A 22,016-nucleotide genomic window follows, 5' to 3' on the forward strand; every position below is an offset into this window, starting at 1 on the left:
GATAAGTAGGCTTAGGAGGCCAGATGCAAATCCTGCACGCCCGTATCAATATGCGATGCCCAAAACGCGACGCTTTCCGCGATATCCGCAACCACCTGGCGGTCGGTGGGTTCACGCTCTTTAAAACTCAGTTCAAGGCAGATTTCGTTATCCTGCGCGCCGCCGCGTGCCAGCGCCTCCAGCAGCGGCTGAGGCTGAATACGGCCGCCCGCATTGTACTGCAATGTGAACGGTCTGTGGCCGCCTTTGTCCATCATGCTTTGTTTTATATGAATAATCGGCGAGTAGCGCGGCACCGCTTCTGCCCACGCGTAAGGGTCGTAATCACGCGGATCCGCTGAAGTCACATCGCCATGATCAATATCCGCCATCATCCACATTGGCAGGGCAAAGGATTCACTGCTCAAACGCTGCTGCAACGCGAGGCAGGCTGGAATGGTTTCACCAAACTCGCGTCCGATGCTCATCGGTTCCCAAAACAGGTACTTCAATCCGGCGGATTGGGCATGTTCAGCCACCTCGGCCCAGCAATCTATCGCGATATCAATTAAGGCTTCCCGCCGCGCCACATCGTTAAAATCCTGCTGGGTAAAAATGGCGAACTGCGATCCGACGGCATCGCCACCCAGTTCAGCAGTGATATCGGCGAAGGTTTTAAACCAGTCAACGTAGTAGCGCCGTACTTCAACGTCTGGATGACCAAAATGGTTGAGCCGACCATAAGGACCGGTCATACCCGACGTCACGCGCACGCCGGTTTCTCGCAGCGCCTGTTGCATCCGGCGTGTCATGCGGTTGATGGTGGCAGCGGGCCAGCCGGGATTAATAAATTCATGGGTCAACTGCAGATCACGGATGCGGATCTGCTGTGCCACGGTGTGAATCAGATCCTGCGGATCGGCAAAGCGATTCACCAGCGGGTTGGTATTCAGCGAAAGCGTTAAAGGCATGATTACGCCTCCTTACGCAGCGGCACGGCCGCAGCAAAGGTCGCGTCGAACCACTGGGTAAAGGCCTGCTGCTGCAATTCCGTCAGATGCAATTTATGCTTGGTGCGACGCCACAACACATCTTCCGCCTGCTGCGCCCACTCATTTTCCACCAGATAACGCACTTCGGCTTCATACAGCTGCGCGCCGAAATGGCGGCCAAGATCGCTCAACTCACGGGCGTGGCCCAGCACTTTCTCTATGCGCGTGCCATACAGGCGCGCATAGTGTTTACGCAGCGGCGCGGGCATCCATGGCCAGCGCGTTTTCACCTGTTCCAGGAAGCTTTCAAAATCGCCATTCGCCATGTCACCGCCCGGCAAAGTAGCTTCGCGCGTCCAGTCTGTGCCCATATTCGGGAAGTAGGGTGCGAGCTTCTGGATGGCGTGCTCTGCCAGTTTACGGAAAGTGGTGATTTTGCCACCGAACACGTGCAGCAGCGGGGCGTTGTGCTGATCGTCGAGATCGAACACGTAGTCACGCGTCACGGCAGAAGGGTTGCCTTTGCCATCGTCAAACAGCGGACGCACGCCCGAGAATCGCGTAATCACATCGCTGGCGCGCAGTTTCACTTTGAAGTAGCGATTAACCACATCGATCAGATACTGCTGCTCGCTGTCATCGGCGGTGACGGCTTCCGCTTTACCCTGCCACGGAATGTCGGTGGTGCCGATCAACGCTTTGTCACCTTCATAAGGGTTGATGAAAATCACCCGCTTGTCAGTGTTTTGCACCAGATAGGCCTGCTGACCTTCCCAGAATTTCGGCACGATAATGTGTGAACCTTTAACCAGCCGCACGCTGCGGTTGCTCTTGGTCTGAGTGACCTGGTTCACGATGTCCAGCACCCAAGGCCCGGCGGCATTCACCAGCACTTTGGCGAACACCGTGCGCTGAGCACCGCTGGCCTCATCCTGAATCGTCACTTCCCACTTGCCGCTGATGCGTTTGGCCGACACACAGCGGGTGCGCGGCAGAATCGTCGCACCGCGTTCCGCAGCATCCACGGCATTGAGCGCGACCAGGCGTGCATCATCGACCCAGCAATCGGAGTACTCGAAGCCTTTGCTGTAGCTATCGAGGATCGGCGCACCTTCAGGATCGCGCATCAGATCGAGCGATCGCGTGCCGGGTAGCTTTTTACGCCCGCCTAAGTTGTCATAGAGGAACAGCCCCAAACGCACCAGCCACGCCGGACGATCGGTCGGGCTATGCGGTAACACAAAGCGCATCGGCCAGATAATGTGCGGCGCGGCATTCAGCAATACTTCACGCTCGATCAGCGCCTCACGCACCAGTCGGAACTCATAATATTCGAGATAGCGCAGCCCGCCGTGCACCAGTTTGCCCGAGCGCGAGGATGTGCCCTGTGCGAGGTCATCTTTTTCACACATCATCACGGACAAGCCGCGACCGGCCGCATCACGTGCGATGCCCGCGCCATTAATGCCACCGCCAATAACAAACAGATCCAGCGTATTTTCACTCATGGTGTACTCCTTAAAACTTATTCAGTGCATGCCAGGCGGCAGGGAGATCGCTGCGGATCTGCTGATAATGGGGGAACAGCTGGTTATAACGCTGCGACAGCTCAGCGGACGGCGGCTCAGGCGCATCCAGCAGCGGGCGTACCCAGGTTTCCACGCACTGCGCCATGGAGGGATAAGCGCCAATCGCCACCGCGGCCATCATCGCAGCGCCCGCTGCACCGGCTTCATCACGCTGGCTGATACGCACCGGCGCGCCAATGCAGGAAGAGAGAATTTGCCGCAGCGGCTGAGAACGTACCGCGCCGCCGGTGAGACGAATTTCACCCGGTAAAGTGCTGCCCATCGCCTGATAACAATCACGCGCGGCCATACCGATGCCTTCAATCACGCCACGCACCAGATCGGCGAAGTTGTGTTGATAGTTGAGTCCGGTGAAGCTGGCGCGCGCATCAGCGTTGACGAACGGCCCGCGCTCACCGGCAATCGAGATATAGGGATGGAACAGCAGCGTGCCGGGTTCGGCCTTGTTGAGCCACTGATCGATGTGCGCCACCAGCCGCGCATGATCGATCTCACAGCCGAAACCGCTCAGCAATTCACTCGCCACGTTCAGCAGCCAGTCGAGATTAAGCGTTGAGGCCATATTGGTTTGCACCTGCGTCACATAGCCTGGCCACGGCAGCGGGATCACATAGCCGGTTTGTGCCGGATTGAGCCACACCTCATCAATGGTCACGCTGCGCAGATGCACACCGGTGGAGCCGACAATCGAGCAGGCGGTATTGGCTTCGCCGGTGTGCACGCCCGCGCCCAGTGCGGTCATCGCCATATCGACATAACCCAGCGAGATCGGTGTGCCGGCACGCAGCCCGGTGAGCGCAGCGGCCTCCGCGGTTAATGGATGGGTGATTTGCGTGCCATCGATAATTTCCGGCAGCAGATAGCGGCGATGTTCCAGCCCCAGCGCCGCGATAACGGTATCGTCATAACGTTGGGTGCGGAAGTTACCAAAGGTGAAACTGGCCTCGGAAGGATCGGTGGCACGCACGCCCGTTAGATTGAGGTAAAGCCAGTCTTTGCAATGCAGCGCCACTTCGCTCTTCGCCAGCAGCTCCGGAAAGTGCTGGTCCATATGCGCCATCTGCGAACCCTGCTGGCAGGTGTTCAGCCCGGTGCCGGTGGCCTTAAAACGCTCGGCCGCCAGAGCCTGTTGGTTTAAGGCATCCACGTTATGCGCCGCACGCGCATCCAGCCAGATCCAGGCATCTCCCACTGGCTGATTGTTGGCGCCGACCAGCCAGGTACCATCCCCTTGTGCGGTGACGGCAACCGCCACCACGCGCGAAGCGAGGTTTTCCACGCGCTCGCCCAGTTTCCTTATCGCGTCCACGGCATCTTGCCAGGTCTGCGACATGGATTGCTGCGCGGCACCGCCTTCGCTGCGGTAATAGCGGTTACGCACGGAGGCGCACGCCAGCTGTGTGCCTTCCAGATCAAACGCCACCGCTTTCACCACTGAGGTGCCGGAATCCAGACCCAGAATGATATCGCTGTTACCCACGTACACCTCCTAAGGGAAGAAAAGTTGACTCATCACGCTGTGTTAATTCCCTGTGATGAATTTGCTAAATAATGTCTTACACCACTTCCCATGGAGATAACACATCTCATGTATTATTTTTCGATAAAACGAATAAATTTCACTTCAGTTAGCGAGTTTGATCACGAAAATGAAGGTTATCACCCACAAAGTGAAATGAGATATCACACGAAGAAGGCTTGTATGGCGGGTGTTTATGGCGCAAATGCGTATGAGGGAGGGAATTAAGCGATCCAGATCGCGCTCCTGAAAAATTCGTGCGCTTGCTGTTGACAATTTAGTCACATCAGCACAATTCTCATCACAAGAGTTATCACACTTATAACATTTAATGCGGCGATTATCGCAGCAGATAACAGTGAGAGGTCACGTCATGTCCGATGTCTCAGTGCTGGCACAGCAGCTCTCCCGGAAGCGCATCCGCCGCTACAGCATTATCGGTGTTGTGGTGGTTGCGGTGATTGCCGCCATGGCCATCGACACCAAAGTGGTGAAAATCGGTTCCGAGCAAGATGTGCAAGAGCAGGGTTTCTCGCCGGATAGCTTTGGAGAGAAAACCTTCCCCGGTATCCAGCAGGATGTGGAAGCGCGGGCGGTGGAGGCGAAAACGCTCGCCGATGCGCTGAAAGCCAATCAACAGGAAGCGGTTCAGAAATACGGTGTGGGTTCGCCGTTACCTGTAATCCCCGTCAAGCTGGAAGGCGTGGTGCAGCCGGGGCAGATGGGCATCTTCCCGCTGAAAGTGGACGGCTTACCGGAGGGAAATGTGATTCGCCTGCAAACCGGCCCGGCGATCACCGGCACAGACTTGCGTGACGCCAGCGGCAAAATCCAGTTCGGCGATTTTACCAACCAGATTGAGTATCAAAATGCCGGATCGGCGATCAATCGCGCCATGAAAGCCAAAGTGCTCGACAAGCTGGATCGCGATGCGCTGCCAGGAAAAACCGTGCAGGTGGTGGGCGTGTTCCGCCTGCTGACACCGAATAACTGGATGGTGACGCCAGTCAGTCTGGAGGTGAAATGAAACCGTTCAACGTGAATCCGGCGCTGCTGAAAGGCGAAGTGATCCTTGAAGCGCGCAACATCAGCAAGATCTACGGATCGACCCATGCACTGAAGGGCGTGAATTTTGAGATCCGTCGCGGTGAAGTCACCACGCTGTTTGGTGAGAACGGCGCAGGTAAATCCACGCTAATGAAAATTTTGTCTGGCGTGATTACGCCAACATCCGGGGAAATTCTCTACAACGGCGAAGAGAAAGTGTTTCGCTCCGCCACCGAAGCGCGCGACTGCGGCATCTCAATCATCCATCAGGAGCTGAATCTCGCTCCCAACATGAACGTGCGCGACAACATCTTTATGGGGCGCGAAATCATGAAGCCGGGTGGGGTGGATTACGCGGAAGAAGCGCGCATTACCGCCCATCTGATGGCGGCGTTAGAGGAGGAGATTGATCCGCTGACGCCGGTGGAAACCTGCGTTTAGGCCAACAACAGATCGTCGAAATTGCCCGCGCACTGTCGGTGAACTCACAGATTCTGATTATGGATGAACCGACATCAGCGCTCAGTGCCACGGAAGTGGCGGTGCTGTTCCAGGTGATCCGCGATCTCACCAGTCAGGGCGTGGCGATTGTGTATATCTCCCACCATCTGGAAGAGGCGCTGGAGATCACCGATCGCGCGGTGGTGCTGCGTGACGGCGTGATGACCGCCTACGCCAAACGCGATGAGATCGATCTCGAATGGATCGTGCGCAATATGGTGGGCGATCACTTTGACCTCGGTTCGCCACCGCAAGGGTATGACTTTGGCGATCAGGCGCTGACCGTGCAAGACCTGACGGTGAAAAGCAAAACCGGCATTCGGCTGGTGGACAACCTCTCGCTGGCGGTAAAAGCCGGGGAAATTGTCTGCATCTACGGCCTGATGGGCGCGGGACGCACTGAACTGCTGGAGTGCATCGCCGGGCGTATTCATCAAAGCCAGGGACATATTCTGCTGCAGGACACCGAAGTCAGCGGCTTAACCATTCAGCAGCGTATTCAAATCGGCCTCGCGCTGGTGCCGGAAGATCGGCAGCGCGACGGTCTGGTACAAACCATGTCGGTGGGCGAAAACCTGTCGCTCGCCAGTATCAGCGAATTTGTGCGCGGGCTGGTGCTGTCACCGCGACGTGAAAAGCAGCTGGTGGCGGACAGCATCCGCAACGTGACGGTCAAAACCGCTGGCGGCGAGGCGGCTATCGGTTCGCTCTCCGGCGGCAATCAGCAAAAGGTGGTGATCGGCAAAATGCTGGCCACCCGTCCCAAAGTGATCCTGCTGGATGAACCCAGCCGTGGCATTGATATCGGTGCCAAAGCAGAGGTGTTTCGTCTGCTGGCGGAGAACGCCAAAAAGGGGCTGGCGGTGGTGTACACCACCTCGGAAGTGGGCGAATGCCTGAGTATTGCCCATCGCATTGTGGTGATGAGCAAAGGGCGCATTAACGCCATCTTCGATTCCAGCGTGAGTAAAGAACGCATTATGGCCGCTTCAGGCGAGTCTCTGGTGGCATGACATGAAAAACGGAGCAAACGGTATGACAGACAGAACACACACGCTGGATTCGCCGCCCGTCGCGAGCAAAAAGAAGGCCGATAAAAGCCTTAATCTGGCGCGGCTGCTGCTGGAAGGGCGCGCCTTTATTGCGCTGCTGGTGATTATTGCCACTTTTTCCCTGCTCTCGACTAACTACTTTACCGGCGCCAACTTCCTGACCATGGCATCGCACGTGGCGATTTTTGGTTTACCGGCGATTGGTATGCTGCTGGTGATCCTCAATGGCGGGATAGATTTGTCCGTCGGTTCGACGCTGGGTCTGGCCGGGGTAATGGCCGGTTTTATGATGCAGGGCATCAATCTTGAAGCGCTGGGCGTGGTGCTGTATCTGCCGGTGTGGGCGGTGGCGATTTTAACGCTGGTGATTGGCGCGCTGGTGGGATTGGTGAATGGTGTGCTGATCGCCTGGTTCCGCGTTCCGGCTTTTGTCGCCACGCTTGGCACCATGTATGTGGCACGTGGCATCGCACTGCTGATCACTAACGGACTGACCTACAACAAACTCTCTGGCACTGAAGCGCTGGGCAACACTGGCTTTGACTGGCTGGGCTTCAATCGCATCTTCAATATCCCGGTGGGCGTGCTGGTGTTGGGTGTGGTCGCGCTGGCCTGTGGTTTTCTGCTGAGCCGTTCAGCGTTTGGCCGCTGGCTATATGCCTCTGGCGGTAACGAGCGTGCCGCCGATCTCTCCGGCGTGCCGGTGAAACGCATCAAAATCAGCGTTTACGTGTTGTCGGGTATCTGTGCCGCAATGGCGGGACTGGTGCTCTCATCTCAGCTCACCTCAGCTGGCCCCACGGCGGGCACCACTTATGAACTGACCGCCATTGCCGCGGTGGTGATTGGCGGTGCGGCCTTAACCGGCGGACGCGGTAACGTGCGCGGCACGCTGCTGGGCGCTTTTGTAATCGGTTTTCTTTCTGATGGCTTAGTGATTATCGGCGTCTCTGCCTACTGGCAGACGGTGTTCACTGGCGCCGTGATTGTGCTGGCGGTATTGCTCAACACCCTGCAATACGGCAAGCGCAGTCGCTGACTCACGCGCGCTGTCTGACAACGCGCGGTTATCCGTAAAACCTGTACCCTAAATAATAACGGAGCACCTATGTTCACAAAACGTCTGTTTATTGCTGCCGCCGCCATGGCGATCACCACTTTCGCTGCACCCACCTGGGCGGATAACGGTTTGATGACCATCATCGTCAACGATCCTTCTAACCCATACTGGCTGACGGAAGGTCAGGTGGCGCAGAAAGCGGCTGAAAAACTCGGCTACAGCGCGAAAGTCAGCGCGCACAAAGGCGATACCAATACCGAAAGCCAACTGATTGATACGGCGATCACCAACAAATCCAAGGCGATCATTCTCGATCCCGCCAATGCCGACGGTTCAGTGGGATCGGTGAAAAAGCCATCGCGGCCAACATCCCGGTGTTTATCATCAACGCCGAGCTGAATCAGAGCGGATTGGCCAAAGCGCAGCTGGTTTCTAACAATGCGCAGGGCGCGGCGGTGGGCGCCATGGAGTGGGTGAAACAGGTGGGCGATACCGCTAACTACGTTGAACTGGTTGGCCCGCCGTCGGATAACAACGCCGCCACCCGCGCCAACGGTTTTGATACCGTGCTGTCACAGTACCCCACGCTGAAGAAAGTGGGTCAGGAAGTGGCCAACTGGGATCGTACTCAGGGCTTTAACAAGATGCAGTCACTGCTGCAGGCGAACCCGAACATTAAGGGCGTGATCAGCGGTAACGATGAAATGGCGCTGGGAGCGATTGCCGCACTGAAAGAAGCGGGCAAACTGAATCAGATCAAAGTCGGTGGGTTTGATGGTTCCCCGGATGCGGTTGATGCCGTGAAAGCCGGTACGCTGGCGTATACCGTGATGCAGCCAGTGGCGCAGTTCGCGCAGAAAGCGGTCGAGCAGGCCGATAGCTTCCTGAAAACCGGCAAAACCGGCGCAGCATCGGAAAAACAGCTGTTTGACTGCATTTTGATCACCAAAGAAAACGCAGGTAATTTCGCGTCACCGTTTGTTCTGAAACAGTAATGCGTGAAGTGCGGCTCTCGGGCCGCACACGGCGCAGCGAGCGCACTTTGGTGCGCCGCTGCAACCGTCCTAACTTCACATCATTTGCAAAAGGCGCGTTTCCGCGTTGTAATCACCTCGAACCCGCATTTCTGCATCACTTTCCTGGACGAAATATGGCGCACAACCCGCAGGACTCTTCTCTAAACGTCTTCATGGCCGAACCGTTGCCCAGCGACAGCCGTCAGGCACGACAGCTGGCGCGACGTCAGTTGATCGCGGAAGCCGTGATGGCAGAAGGCGCCATTCGCATTGAAGATATCACCGACCGATTCGGCATCAGCCTGATGACCGCACACCGTGATATTGATGAGATGGTTGAACGCGGATTGCTGCACAAATCTCGCGGGGTGGTTTCCGCCACGCCAACCAGCCTGGTGGAGTCCAGCGATATCTATCGCGCGACGCGTCAACTGGAAGAGAAGCAAGCCATTGCCGAGGTAGCGGCCACTTATCTGGAGCCGGGGCAGGCGATCTTCCTCGATGATTCCACCACCGTATTGCAGATGGCGCGTTTGCTAGCGGCGCGCGCCCCGTTAACGGTGATCACCAACTCACTGACGCTGATGAATGAGCTGCGCAACGGCCGCGATATCACGCTGATGGGGCTGGGCGGTCAGTTTTATCACTGGTGTAATGCCTTTATGGGGCGCATGACCCGTGAAGAAATCGCCAGCCTGCGCGCCGATGTGTTCTTCGTCAGCATGTCAGCCATCATCGATGACGCGGTATTTCATCAGTCAGCCGAAACCGTCGAAACCAAACGAGCGATGTTTGATGCCGCGCAGAAACGCATTCTGATGATGGATAACACCAAATTCGAACGCCGGGCACTGCACCGTTTTGCCCATCTCAGCGAGTTCGATGTGGTGATTGTCAATCAGGGCACGCCGGTGCCGGTGCTGCGTCGTCTGCAGGATCTGGGAGTGAACGTCGTGGTTGCGCCCATGAAGACCCACGCTGGATCGCGCGAAGAAGTCTGATTCCCCTTCAGATTCATTCCTTCAGATGACCTGAGGCGCGGTCGGTTGACCGCCTGCTTGCAAATGGGTTTGACAATGCAGTCTACCTACTAGTAGATTGACAATTCTGCAGCCGTGAATGATGGCGGTGCAATTGATTGCCACGCGCTAACCATTCAGCTCGGGTAACTGCCTTGTCTTAATTTATGCAATGTTGAGCGAACCTATGAACAAGCCTTCTCTTACGACCGGCCAGACACTCACCCGTCTGGCCGCTATTGCAGTGGTCCCATTGATAGTTATCGCGTTATTTCTCTGGGCGGGAGGCTGGTTAACGCCGGATAAGTTGACCTCCGATAAACTCATCACCGTGCTACAAAAATCAGGCGGAGAGCATCCCGGTTATCGACGCAATCATGCCAAAGGCGTGTGCTTCAACGGCAGCTTTGCCGCTAACGGCAATGCCAAGCGCGCTGTCGCGTGCCGGGTTGTTTGCGCCGGGTGAAACTCCGGTCATCGGGCGCTTTGCCATTGCCGGTGGTAATCCGAACGCCCCGGATTATGCAGTGCCGGTGCGCAGCATGGCGTTAGCGTTTTATCAAAAAGATGGTCAGCAATGGCGCACCGGGATGAATGCCATGCCGATGTTCCCAGTGAATAGCGTGGAAGGGTTTTACGACCTGCAAATTGCCACGCTGCCCGATGCCAAGACAGGGAAGCCCGATCCTGCAAAGATTCAGGCCTTTGTCCAAAAGCATCCCGAAATCAAGCCATTCTTCGGCTGGGCGCAGCAGTATGTTCCTTCCTCTAGCTGGGCGAGCGATCGCTTCAATAGCCTTAACGCTTTCAACTTTGTTGATTCGGACGGCAAGAGCCATGTGGTTCGCTGGAGTATGGTGCCGCACACCGATTATCAGCCGATCAATGCCGCCGATAAAAATGACAGCCACTTCCTGCAAAGCGATCTGCAACAGCGTCTTGCCAAAGGGCCGCTGCAGTGGGATCTGATCATCACTGTCGCAGACGCCCAAGATAAAAGCAGCGATGCTTCGATTGCCTGGCCAGCGGACCGCCAGACCATCAATGCGGGCACCCTGACCATCAACCAAACCACGCCGCAGCAGCAGGGCGCCTGTAACGACATCAATTACGATCCGCTGATTCTGCCCGAGGGCATCACCGCCTCGGATGACCCGATCCTCAATGCTCGTTCATCGGCGTATGCCAAATCCTACAACGCCCGCACTCATGAACAGGCTGGAGCACACTGATGAAACACACAGAGACTTTCCATCCCGCGTTGCGCGCCATTCACTGGCTGATGGCCGCTGCTATTATGGCCATGCTGTTTATCGGCGTGGCCATGGTCGCCACCGTCTCGTCACTGCACAGCTTGCTGGTGGCGATTCATAAACCGTTGGGCGTAATGATTTTGCTGCTGGTGGTGGTGCGATTGTGGCTGCGTTTTACCACCGCCAAACCCGCGCTACCATCCACGCTGTCAAACGGGCAAAAAGCGCTGGCCCATCTTTCACATTGGGCGCTGTACGCCATGATGCTGGCGCAGCCACTGATAGGCTGGGCGATGCTGTCGGCGGCAGGCTATCCGGTGAGCCTGGGCGGCAGTATCGTGCTACCGGCCATCACGCCGATCAGTAATGATCTGTATGCCTGGTTGCGTCCGCTGCATACCTGGGTTGCCTTAGTGTTGTTCGTCACCGTGATACTGCATCTTGCCGCCGCACTATTCCATGCGTTGATTCTGCGTGATAACGTATTCAGAAGTATGACCGGTCGCCGTAAGCGTCCTGAAGCGCCTTGACATCCCGGCTGCAGGTCAGTAGGTTCAGTGCCAATTTACTGATTTGCAGCCATTTCATCCTTGCTGCCGGAGCCCCGCATGACCGTTGAACGTTCGCCCAAAGCCACGGAAATCATCAACCACACCCGAACGCTGCTCACCTCCGGCGGATATAAAAGTTTCAGCTATGCCGATTTGGCAGAACGCGTGCAAATTCGTAAAGCCAGCATTCATCATCACTTTCCGGGCAAGGCCGATCTGGTGCTGGCGGTAGTCAAAGATTACCGTCTGGAGGCGCAGGCCGGCATGGCCGCCACCAGTCAACATTTCAGCGATGATCCGCTGGCTGAGTTGAACGGTTATGTAAACTTTTGGGCGACCTGCATTAAGGAAAATAGCTCGCCGTTCTGTATTTGCGTGATGCTGGCGGTGGAATTGCCGACCTTACCGGAAGAGGTTGCTGCTGAAGTCACCGGCCATTTCAGCGACCTTGCCGAGTGGCTGACAGCGGTACTCAATAAAGGTGAAAAGCGTGGCGTCTTTATTCTGCGGGAAGGAGCGGAGAGGGAAGCCAAATCTTTGATGGCGACGGTGCATGGTGCAATGATAGCCGCGCGAGCGTTTAATCATCCCGAGCTGTTCTTACCAATGATACAACCTGTGCTTAACAAGCTGGTTATTGCGCGCTGATTGCCTCGCAGCCATTTAACTTCGCGACTCTTTCATCAGTAACAGAATCACTTTATCGACCAGATAAGGTGCCTGCTTATTTAATTCCGGATCGTTGCGTAACTGCCCAGCAATATCCAATGCAAAATCACGAATCTTCTGTTTATCCGCTTGCGTTGATTCAGAACCGGAAGGACGGCAGGCAGGATGTTGATTGGGAAAACGAATGACACTCACGATGCCCCCTAAAAAATGTCGCTAAAGTCAGCTGAATAAATATTAATCTACTAGTTGGTAGGCTGCCAGTCAAGCGGTGGATCCTCAGTAAAGCACTTCAGGTTTAAACGCCCGCCAACCGCCGGATTGCGCCGGACAGCGCTGTTTCTCACCGCTTCTCCAGTACCGCCTGAAAATAGGAATTTTTACCTTCCGCCGTTACGTAAATCCTCATAAATTAGCGCCGACGAGCAGTGCAAGTCGCCAACGATTTGGTGCTTAAACAATAATCAAATTAAAACAATTGCATTCCATTATTTAATGGTAATGAGGATTTCGATGCTTTTAAAACGCAGCTGCAGTATCGCTATTGTCGCATTAATCTGTTTATCCGTGACCGCTTGTGGCATGTCGCATCGTGGTCGTAACACCGCGATTGGTGCGGGTGTCGGTGCAGTGGGTGGCGCGGTATTAACCGGCGGAAGTACCTTTGGTACGCTGGGCGGTGCGGCCATCGGTGGTTTGATTGGTCATGAAGTGAGCCGTTAATTCTTTTATCTGATCTATTTCGTCGCGTAGTCGATACGCGACGAAATAATTCCAGCCTTCTGCTATTTCTATTCCCGCAATTACACTTTCGTCAGCTGGCCAAATACCTGTTTGCCGTTATGGAAGGTCGCTATTACGGGTGCTACATGCGCTACCGCTTCGGCAGAACAACTCGCTGCCACTAACATCATCGTCGCGCTATCCTGCGCCTTCGGCCACAGCTGTTCTCCCTGACTGTTCAGCGGCAGCACCTCATTGGTGGCGATACCCAGCGCACGACTCAATGAGTACTCATCCGGGCCACGATACAACTGCGCATAGACATTGGCTTTTTCCAGCATGCTACCGCTGCCAAAGGGTTGCCAGTGGTCGGCAATGGTATCGGTGCCGGACCATACCGGGACGCCCGCTGCACGCAACTGAGGCAAGGGCATGATCACGCGCCCAATCGGCACGGTGGTGGCGATGCTGAACTGCTGTTCTTTGAGTTCCTCGATCATCGCATCAAGGTCTTTACCCGATAACGTGCCCAGCGCAAACGCATGGCTAATGGTGACTTTTCCTTTAAGCTGCGGATTCTCGCGTACCGTTTTCAGCATGTAGCGTATCGCGGCCACACCGTGCGGCTCGGTTTCGTGCAGGTGGATATCCACGGGCGCAGCAAAATCGAGCGCGATGCTGAACAGGGTATCCAGTGACTTCTCCATCGCGCCATCGACGTTGGTCGGATCGAGGCCGCCAACAAAGTTTGCGCCCATTTTCATCGCTTCACGCATCATGCCTTCGACCCTGGACCGCAACAGTCCATGCTGCGGGAAGGCGACTATCTTCGCTGAAAAGTCCTGACGGTGGTTGGCAATCGCCTGTTGCAAGTGCGCCAGTCCATCCAGTTTGCTGATCGGGTCGATATTGCAGTGGCTGCGCGCTTCGGTGCTGCCTTTCGATTGCAGCAGGCCAATCAGCTTTTCGGCTCGTATTTCGGAGGTCGGCACGATCTCAGGAAGAATTTGCTCCTCCTGATGGATCATATCGATCACGCTCTTACGCGGCAGCGGGGCGCGCCAGCCATCACCATAGAAGGTTTTATCGAGATGGATGTGCATATCGCGCGTTGCAGGCAGCAAAATATGACCCGCCGCATCCCAGGCGGGAAGGGTGCTGCTGAAACCCGCCGCGTGGATACCCGCGATATTCGCGCCGTTGACTTCGATGTCGAACAAACCGGTGCGCGTTGCGGTGATAACGCCCTGATGGCGTACAAAAGCTTCTTCCAGACGTACATTGCGCAACAGATAGTGGCTAACGTCGATATGCGTCAGGTTTTCAGGGGTACAGGCCGCCGCGACAGCAGTACGGCTACTTAATCCAGCACCGAGCAGCGTACCTGCCGCCGTCAGTTTGATGCCAGCGGAAAGAAAGTCCCGGCGGTTGCCGGAAGTCATAAGGCTCATGGTTTATTTTCTCCTTGTAGGGGAGATTCACCCTAGAGGAGCGATAAGCGCTGTGCTGTGATTTTTTCCACTGATAACTATGGAGAAATGTAATGACGCATCGGACAGCATCGCTATCCGATGTTCGGTTGGAGGAGTTAATGATTTTGCGGTTTGGGCATCGGCGGTGTGCCATGCGTATGGAACGTCTCAATGGTTTTCAGGCCCCACGCCTGGCCTTTCTTACGCTCGCTCTCCGTCCAGACCACGGTCTGCCAGTCTGGTGCAAGTATCAGTCTGGCCCCGGAATTGGCCAGCTCGACACGATTCCCAGCCGGTTCCCAGACATACAGGAAAAACGTGCCCTGGATGGCATGCTTATGTGGGCCAGTTTCAATGTGCACGCCGTTTTCCAGGAAGATGTCGGCCGCGCGCAGAATGTCTTCACGCGTGTCGGTCGCGTAGGTCACATGGTGCAAACGTCCATTGCCGCCACCGTGCTCTTCGGTACAGGCCAAATCATAGGTTTTATTATTGATGGTGAACCAGCAGCCACCAATTCGCCCATTATCCAGCTGAATCATCTCTGTTACGCGCGAGCCTAAGCAGGTTTCCATAAAGCGCTTGAATTCACTGACATCGGCTGCCAATAGATTGAGGTGATCCAGACGGCGCGGACAGGCGCCACGCGCATGGTAACGCTGGGACAGGTTTTTCAGCGACGGGCGTTGATCGTCGGGTGCCTGATAGCGGACCGTGTCGTAATAGATCTCAAAAATATGGCCAAAGGGATCGGTAAAGCGAAATGCCTGCCCGTGGCCCTGATCGTCGTTGACCCAACCGAGTACTTCATAGGGGCTGGCTTCAATCGCCGCCACTCGCCGCTCCAGCGCGGCCTGGGAAGCGGCGCGATAGGCAATGTGCCCCACGCCGGTGGTGTGATGACGCGTAAGCTTCAGGCTGTGAAACTCATAATCATCCCAGGCGCGCAGCCAGGCGTGATCGTCGTCCTGCGCGGTGATCGTTAAGCCATAGACATTCACAAAGAAGTTGAGGCTCTCTTCAAACTTGTCGGTGTAAAGCTCCACGTGAGCAAGATGCGCAATATCGAAGCAGGGTTCAGAAGGTTGAGATGTCATGATGCCATTCCTATTTATTGAGGGTTTGTGACAGCGCCGGAAGGTCATCCAGCGCTGCGCCCTTTATTTTCAAAGACAGAGAAACATTGCGATGAAGCACAATACTGATCGCGGCCAGTAAAGCGGGTAGAGCGAGAATATAGAAAATCGCCGACTGCGCCGGGAACGCGCCCATCAGCAATCCGCCAATCGAAGAGCTGAGGATCGCACCGGTGCGGCCTATGCCGTGCATCCAGCTCACGCCGGTGGCGCGCATTTCGGTAGGGTAGTAAGCAGGGGAATAAACCTGCAGACCATTCTGTGCGCCATTAATACACATGCCGATAATGAAAATGAATACGCCCAATGCCACCCCGGAAAACGCGAAGATGCCCTGCGCTAACAAGCAGAGACAACCCAGCAGATAGACCACGCCAATCACCACTCTGGCGTTGCATTTATCCATCAATGCACCAACCAGAATACCGCCAAGCGGTCCGCCTAACTGGAACAAGCCCGCCAGAATCGCCGCTTGTTCAAGGGAAATGCCGCCCGAGCGCATGATGGTAGGCAGCCAGCCGTTAAGCAGATAAATCACAAACAGCCCCATAAAGTACGTCACCCACAAAATGATCGTGCCGCGAGCAAAACCGTGGTGGAAGAGCTGGGAAATGGTGCTGTTGCGATGGATCCGGGGGGAGTTGAGCACGAACGCCGTATCCTGCTGAAACTGGCCGCCCATGCGATTCAGCAGCGTGGCAATCTGCGCGCGGGGTGCCCGGCGTACCACCAAATTTAACGCGGATTCGGGCAGCAGATAACTTAAGAAGGGCAGCAGCAGCAGCGGCAGTGCACCGCCAAAAATCAGCACGGCATTCCAGTGATAGTGTGCCAGCAATCCTGCGGCGATAAAGCCACCCAGCCCGGAACCGATATTAAAACCGCTGAACATCAGGGTAATCATCACGCCTTTACGGCGCTCAGGCATATATTCTGCCAGCAGCGTGACGCAGTTGGGCATTACTGCGCCCAGCCCAAGCCCGGCAATGAATCGCATCATCGCCATTTGCAGTGGCGTGGCAGCGAAGGCGCAAATCAGACTAAAGGCTGAGAAAATCAGGACTGCCAGCAGAATGATTTTTTTCGGCCAAAGCGATCGGATAAGGGACCGGCGATCAATGCGCCAATCGCCACGCCAAACATCGCTGCCCCCAGAATCGGCCCCATCGCGGCGCGTGAGATATGCCACTGCTCAATCAGCGCAGGCGCAATAAATCCCATCACGGCGGCATCGTAACCGTCGAACATAATGATGATCAGGCAGAGGAATAACACGCGCCACTGAAAGGCGGAAATGGGTCGTGAATCAATCCAGGCTTTGATGTCGACCAGCTTATTTGTATTCATACGTTCGCTCTCTCTACGGGCACGCAAAGTCTATTGAATGACGAGTCATGATTAACTCATCCAGATCCACGGTAAGCACCGTGTCGCAGGCTGTCTGTCAAAAAAGGCTTTTAGCGGTATGAGTTACGTTTATATTGTGAGCGAGTTGTCATAATCCACGGCGTAAATGCGGGTTTGTGGCGCCCGGTGGGAAAGCCCTATGCCTAAACGGCGTACAATCTTTGTATGAATTTCGTTTAGGTCGCTGATGGATGCGCTTCGGCGCTGATGCACTCAATCAGCGCCAATGTGGCCGGGGAATGCAGCGCACCCGCGCGCAACGTGATGCCGATATCACGACGCGTATCGGGCAGGGTGAAGGATAAAGGCTGGAGCGCACCTGATTTCAATTCGTACTCCAGTTGGTGCCATGACACCGCCGCCACCATATCGGAGTCCATTAATAAGCCGCGCACGATGGCGAGGTCACCGCTCTCCACCACCGGTTTGGGGGCCGGGATGTCCAGCGTCGCAAAGGCGTGTTCTAACAGATGGCGGGCCGGACTGTTTTCACGCGGCAAAATCCACTGTGTATCGGCGAGATCGGCAGCGCTCAACGTTCGTCCCGCTAACGGATGTTGTGGCCTGGCGAGCAGAACCAGTTCTTCACTGAACAACGGCCGATTATCGATATCGGTGACGTTGCTGTCATGACGCAAAGCCCCGACAATCAGGTCAAGATCGCCTGCACGGAGTTCGGTAATCAGCGTGCTAAACGCACTTTCGTTGGTCACGACTTTGATCGCCGGATGTGCCGTCACCAGTCGGGTAATCGCGCGTGGCAATAACACACTGCGACACAATGGCAGCGCGCCGATATGAACGGTGCCCTGCAAAACACCTTGCTGTGCGGCAAGATCTTCCGGGATATGGCGAATTTCATTCAGGGCACGGCTGATATGTGGCGCCATTTCACGTGCGGCGGCCGTCGGCTGCATGCCTCGCGGGGAGCGCTGGAACAGCACGACATTTGCCCCTTTTTCCAGCACCTTCAGCGCGGCACTGACGGCGGGCTGGCTGATACTGAGCGAACTGGCCACGCTTTGCGTATGCTGCAAATGAAACAGCCTTAAGAATATCTGCAGGCGTCTGACGTTGAACAACCAAATCGGTTCGGCATCATCTCGCATCGACTCGCGCAGTTTAAATCGAGCGAGAAGTGCAGGTATCTGTTTGAGTTCCTGGAGGGCACGCTGTGCGCGGGGCAGTACACATTTGCCATTCTCGGTGAGCAGCATCCCGCTGGCATGACGTTCAAACAAAGGCGTGGCGAGAGTGTGTTCCAGATCACGTATCGATCGCGTCACCGCCGATTGCGTGCGAAATAAATCTTCCGCAGCATCCGAGACGGTTCCCCGTTCTGCAATCATACAAAGTGACCTTAGCTGCATGATTTTGATGTGGTTAGCGTCTTCTTGTGCCTGCATTCCCTCTGCCCCTGTACCTCTGATAATGATCACAACATAAATAAAAATCATAGCTCGCACAATGAAAGGCATTATTCGGCCAGGGTGCTGCGTGTCAGGATGAAAAAAACGCAATAGCAGGGGAACATAATGGAAAACACAGTGAAAAAGAGTGCCTTGGTGGTCAGTGCCCATTCCGCTGACTTTGTCTGGCGCGCAGGCGGTGCCATCGCGTTGCACAGTGCGAACGGCTATGACGTGCACGTTGTCTGCCTCTCTTACGGGGAGCGCGGCGAGTCGGCAAAACTGTGGCGCAAAGGCAACATGACCGAGCAGACCGTCAAGCAGCATCGACAGGCTGAGGCCGAACGGGCAGCGGATGTGTTAGGTGCGAGCATTGAGTTCTTCGATCTCGGTGATTATCCCCTACGCGCGGATAAGGAAACGCTGTTCCGCCTGGCCGATGTGTTTCGCCGCGTGCAGCCACACTTTGTACTGACGCACTCGATTGCCGATCCTTACAACTACGATCACCCGCTAGCGGCGAATCTCACCCAGGAAGCGCGCATCATTGCGCAGGCAGAAGGCTATCGTCCGGGAGAACCGATTATCGGCGCACCGCCGGTTTACTGCTTTGAACCGCATCAGCCTGAACAATGTCTGTGGAAACCGGATGTGCTGCTGGATATCACCCCGGTTTGGGAGAAGAAATATCAGGCGATTCAATGCATGGCCGGGCAGGAACACCTGTGGGAATACTACACACGCGTGGCGCTGCAGCGCGGCGTACAGGCCAAACGTAATACGGGGATCGCTTCGACGCGCGTCATCACTCACGGCGAAGGTTATCAGAGTCTATTCCCACGGGTGACGGAGGATCTTTCATGAGTGGGATCAACCATAAAGGCATCGTTGTCACGCAGATTGAGCGGGCCGATTCCGCTCTGATTGCACAATTTGCTCGTGCCGGAGTGGCGACCGTCCACGAAGCGCAACAGCGGCAAGGTCTGCTTGATGTGCGGATAAGACCCATTCAGCAAAGTGTCTCGGTAGCCGGTAGCGCGGTCACGGTGCTGGTTTCTCCCGGTGATAACTGGATGTTTCATGTTGCAGTCGAACAGTGTCAGCCTGGCGATGTGCTGTTGGTGTCGCCGACCTCGGATTGCCATGACGGCTTCTTCGGTGATCTGTTGGCCACTTCATTAAAGGCGCGTGGCGTAGTGGCGCTGGTGGGCGATATCGGTATCCGTGACAGCCAGACCCTGCGTGAGATGGGCTTCCCGGTCTGGTCGCGAGCGGTATTCGCGCAGGGAACGGTAAAAGCCACGCTGGGATCGGTGAACGTGCCGATTATCTGTGCCGGCCAGATGGTCTATCCCGGCGATATAGTGGTTGCCGATGATGACGGCGTGGTGATTGTGCCGCGAGCGGATGCGAAAACTGTTGCCGAGACAACCCAACAGCGTGTCGCCAATGAGGAGAGTAAACGAATAAGACTGGCTTCCGGGGAGCTTGGGCTGGATATTTATCAAATGCGTGGCACGTTAGCGGAGAAAGGACTGCGCTATGTGGATTCTCTGGATGCCCTGCAAAAGAGCTCACTATGAAACAGACGCTGATACCCTGTGTGTTAATGCGAGGCGGCACCTCTAAAGCTGCCTGTTTCCTTGCCAGCGATCTGCCAGAAGCGGGACCGCAACGAGATCGCGTGTTACTGGCGGTTATGGGTTCACCCGATCCCCGTCAAATTGATGGCATTGGTGGAGCCGATCCGCTCACCAGCAAAGTCGCGATTATCTCACCTTCGACGCGGCCTGATGCCGATGTCGATTACCTGTTTGCCCAAGTTAACGTGGATCAAGCAGTCGTCGATTATGGACAGAACTGCGGCAATATCCTCGCCGCCGTGGGGCCTTTTGCCATTGAGAAAGGCCTGATAAGTGCGCAGGGCGACATCACGCGCGTGCGCATCTTTATGATCAACACCGGGCAAATCGCGGTCGCGCAACTCGCAACGTCCGATGGTACGGTGGAATATCAGGGCGATACGCAGATAGACGGCGTGCCCGGTTTTGGCGCAGAGCAAATTCTGCAATTCGAGGATATTGCAGGGTCAAGCTGCGGATCGTTATTACCGACCGGTGAGGCCCTTAATCGTTTTGACGGGATTGAGGTGACATGCATCGATAACGGTATGCCCGTGGTGATCCTGCGTGCTGAGGATGTGGGATGTACTGGGCAGGAAACCCGCGAACAGCTTGAAAGCAACGTTGAGTTAAAAGCTCGTCTGGAATCCATCCGCTTACAAGCCGGTCCGCTGATGAACCTCGGGGATGTGACGAAACGAACTGTGCCGAAAATGACCCTGATTGCGCCCTCCGCCAATGGCGGTGCGCTATCCACGCGGACATTTATTCCCCATCGCTGTCACGCCTCCATTGGCGTGCTGGGCGCGGTGAGTGTCGCCACAGCCTGCCTGATCCCCGGTTCCGTGACGCAGGGGATAGCGCAGATTTCCGATGCCAGACAGCAGCGTCTGGCAGTAGAACATCCCAGCGGCGAGTTTAGCGTGATGCTGACCTGTGATGAAGCAGGGAAGGTGACGCAAAGCGGCCTGATACGTACGGCACGTCTGTTATTCGACGGGCGGGTGGCGATTCCAGCCTCACGCTAAAACACCAAATACCCTAAACGCTGACGCTCTCCTATGCTGACAACCTCATGAGTTGTCGGCATTCTCCATCCGCTGTCAAAAATCTTCGTTTCCACGCGTGACTCCGTGCTCTCACTCACACTGCCTGACCAGACCCCTTATTTGCCTTAAATGAATATCGGCTGATTCATTATTAATGTGACAATTGTGCGCACGGTGTGTCTTTAATGTTACAATACGGTATATTTAATAGAGAGGTTTTTAAAAATTTAACGGCGCAGGAATTACGTATTCTGAAAGTGATAATTGTTTTTGGTTTGTTAAATTAAATCATTCTGGCTGTTATTAAAATACAATAACTCAATGCTTGTTAAAATTCCGTATTATTGATGTTGACCGTATGTCTACGGTAATTGTAACCCTGCTAAATAATAAGATAATCGCATCATTACGGGTTGCACGCCGATTCTTTCACTCTTCAATGCATCATAATTAACGCTCAAAACCACGCTAATACCTTGAATTAAGTTGATTAAAATCAAAGATTCCTCATAAATTAACTGTCTTTTTACATTTAATTCACATGAAAATCATTCATTTATACAGCGAATTTTTTCTTTTTGTTACAAGTTGCCCCTTTAATTAGGATGCCTTTGTGTAAACGAAAATATAGAATAATTTACAGAAAAATTCTTATTACGAGCCGTGTCGATACCTACGCCTGCAAGTGTTATCGACAGACATTTCGTTAACAATCATGATTTATTTTCCCCGTTCTTTCTCCGGAACGAACGCCGAAGTGAATAACCTATTTTCCAGTCGTCACCTGTCTGGAAAATATACTGTGGTTGTTGCTCGTGGTTAAGAGAAAGACGACAGTGCGGTACCGATTTCAACTTGTTATGCACGAGCTTGCTTCATCTCACTCCATAACATGTGAAACGGCGCTGGATTGCCGTTAACTAACTCGGTCACTCAAAAAAAGAAGATAGT

Annotated in this window: 16 protein-coding genes and 4 pseudogenes; 12 read left to right on the plus strand and 8 right to left on the minus strand. The window is 55.0% G+C overall.

The window, feature by feature from the left end; genetic code table 11:
- Nucleotides 1–11: 11 nt before the first annotated feature.
- Genes HA45_RS26835 through HA45_RS26845 form a run of 3 tightly spaced genes read right to left on the minus strand, consistent with a single transcriptional unit; the run spans nt 12 to nt 4,040 of the window.
- Nucleotides 12–950 carry a sugar phosphate isomerase/epimerase family protein gene (locus HA45_RS26835; RefSeq protein WP_100700494.1) on the minus strand — a complete coding sequence of 313 codons (939 nt, stop codon included), beginning with the start codon at nt 948–950 and terminating at the stop codon, nt 12–14.
- Nucleotides 951–952: 2 nt separating this feature from the next.
- Nucleotides 953–2,479 (minus strand): glycerol-3-phosphate dehydrogenase, encoded by a 1,527-nt coding sequence (locus HA45_RS26840; protein WP_100700493.1) that lies wholly within the window; start codon nt 2,477–2,479, stop codon nt 953–955.
- A 10-nt stretch (nt 2,480–2,489) separates the two neighbouring features.
- Complete coding sequence (locus HA45_RS26845; RefSeq protein WP_100700492.1) at nt 2,490–4,040, minus strand: FGGY-family carbohydrate kinase; 1,551 nt, start codon at nt 4,038–4,040, stop codon at nt 2,490–2,492.
- A gap of 412 nt (nt 4,041–4,452) precedes the next feature.
- On the opposite strand from HA45_RS26845, the gene HA45_RS26850 reads away from it, so the two are divergent.
- The 8 genes and pseudogenes from HA45_RS26850 to HA45_RS26890 all read left to right on the plus strand — a co-directional run bounded on the left by HA45_RS26850 (nt 4,453) and on the right by HA45_RS26890 (nt 12,226).
- Nucleotides 4,453–5,106 carry a DUF2291 family protein gene (locus HA45_RS26850; RefSeq protein WP_100700491.1) on the plus strand — a complete coding sequence of 218 codons (654 nt, stop codon included), beginning with the start codon at nt 4,453–4,455 and terminating at the stop codon, nt 5,104–5,106.
- A pseudogene (locus HA45_RS26855) lies at nt 5,103–6,640 on the plus strand (sugar ABC transporter ATP-binding protein). The gene HA45_RS26850 and the pseudogene HA45_RS26855 overlap by 4 nt, the downstream one beginning before the upstream one ends.
- Nucleotides 6,641–6,662: 22 nt before the next feature.
- A complete protein-coding gene (locus HA45_RS26860; protein WP_205960925.1) occupies nt 6,663–7,718 on the plus strand; it encodes an ABC transporter permease in 1,056 nt (351 codons plus the stop codon).
- A 69-nt stretch (nt 7,719–7,787) separates the two neighbouring features.
- Nucleotides 7,788–8,734, plus strand: a pseudogene (locus HA45_RS28565) (D-ribose ABC transporter substrate-binding protein).
- A gap of 155 nt (nt 8,735–8,889) precedes the next feature.
- Entirely contained in the window at nt 8,890–9,756 is an 867-nt protein-coding gene (locus HA45_RS26870; protein ID WP_100701343.1) for a DeoR/GlpR family DNA-binding transcription regulator, read from the plus strand.
- Nucleotides 9,757–9,961: 205 nt separating this feature from the next.
- Nucleotides 9,962–11,006 (plus strand): annotated as a pseudogene (locus HA45_RS26880) (catalase family peroxidase).
- On the plus strand, nt 11,006–11,557 hold the full coding sequence (locus tag HA45_RS26885) for a cytochrome b (protein WP_100700486.1): 552 nt from the start codon (nt 11,006–11,008) through the stop codon (nt 11,555–11,557). Before HA45_RS26880 ends, HA45_RS26885 begins: the two are co-directional and overlap by 1 nt.
- Before the next feature lie 78 nt (nt 11,558–11,635).
- Nucleotides 11,636–12,226 carry a TetR/AcrR family transcriptional regulator gene (locus tag HA45_RS26890; RefSeq protein WP_100700485.1) on the plus strand — a complete coding sequence of 197 codons (591 nt, stop codon included), beginning with the start codon at nt 11,636–11,638 and terminating at the stop codon, nt 12,224–12,226.
- Nucleotides 12,227–12,241: 15 nt separating this feature from the next.
- On the opposite strand, the gene HA45_RS26895 is transcribed toward HA45_RS26890, so the two are convergent.
- A complete protein-coding gene (locus HA45_RS26895) occupies nt 12,242–12,442 on the minus strand; it encodes a hypothetical protein (protein ID WP_100700484.1) in 201 nt (66 codons plus the stop codon).
- Between the two features lie 318 nt (nt 12,443–12,760).
- Between HA45_RS26895 and HA45_RS26900 the strand changes: the two genes are divergently transcribed.
- Nucleotides 12,761–12,970, plus strand: a complete 210-nt coding sequence (locus tag HA45_RS26900) for a YMGG-like glycine zipper-containing protein (RefSeq protein WP_100700483.1) — start codon at nt 12,761–12,763, stop codon at nt 12,968–12,970.
- An 80-nt stretch (nt 12,971–13,050) separates the two neighbouring features.
- Here the strand turns inward: HA45_RS26900 and HA45_RS26905 are convergent, their stop codons facing one another.
- The 4 genes and pseudogenes from HA45_RS26905 to HA45_RS26920 all read right to left on the minus strand — a co-directional run bounded on the left by HA45_RS26905 (nt 13,051) and on the right by HA45_RS26920 (nt 18,391).
- Nucleotides 13,051–14,421, minus strand: coding sequence for an amidohydrolase (locus HA45_RS26905; RefSeq protein WP_100700482.1), 1,371 nt, complete (start codon nt 14,419–14,421; stop codon nt 13,051–13,053).
- A 137-nt stretch (nt 14,422–14,558) separates the two neighbouring features.
- Nucleotides 14,559–15,539, minus strand: coding sequence for a VOC family protein (locus HA45_RS26910; RefSeq protein WP_100700481.1), 981 nt, complete (start codon nt 15,537–15,539; stop codon nt 14,559–14,561).
- Nucleotides 15,540–15,549: 10 nt separating this feature from the next.
- Nucleotides 15,550–16,925 (minus strand): annotated as a pseudogene (locus HA45_RS26915) (MFS transporter).
- 236 nt (nt 16,926–17,161) lie between these two features.
- Nucleotides 17,162–18,391, minus strand: coding sequence for a LysR family transcriptional regulator (locus HA45_RS26920; protein ID WP_100700479.1), 1,230 nt, complete (start codon nt 18,389–18,391; stop codon nt 17,162–17,164).
- Nucleotides 18,392–18,520: 129 nt separating this feature from the next.
- Here HA45_RS26920 and HA45_RS26925 point away from each other — a divergent pair, with 129 nt between their 5' ends.
- The 3 genes from HA45_RS26925 to HA45_RS26935 are packed head-to-tail and all read left to right on the plus strand — an operon-like array spanning nt 18,521 to nt 21,044.
- Complete coding sequence (locus tag HA45_RS26925; protein WP_100700478.1) at nt 18,521–19,258, plus strand: PIG-L deacetylase family protein; 738 nt, start codon at nt 18,521–18,523, stop codon at nt 19,256–19,258.
- Nucleotides 19,255–19,977: a 4-carboxy-4-hydroxy-2-oxoadipate aldolase/oxaloacetate decarboxylase gene (locus tag HA45_RS26930; RefSeq protein WP_100700477.1), complete on the plus strand. Its 723-nt coding sequence runs from the start codon at nt 19,255–19,257 to the stop codon at nt 19,975–19,977. The genes HA45_RS26925 and HA45_RS26930 overlap by 4 nt, the downstream gene beginning before the upstream one ends.
- A complete protein-coding gene (locus tag HA45_RS26935) occupies nt 19,974–21,044 on the plus strand; it encodes a 4-oxalomesaconate tautomerase (RefSeq protein ID WP_100700476.1) in 1,071 nt (356 codons plus the stop codon). The genes HA45_RS26930 and HA45_RS26935 overlap by 4 nt, the downstream gene beginning before the upstream one ends.
- Nucleotides 21,045–22,016 lie beyond the last annotated feature (972 nt).

Origin of the sequence: Pantoea rodasii (genome assembly GCF_002095465.1) — a bacterium.
Taxonomy (GTDB): Bacteria; Pseudomonadota; Gammaproteobacteria; order Enterobacterales; family Enterobacteriaceae; genus Pantoea; species Pantoea rodasii.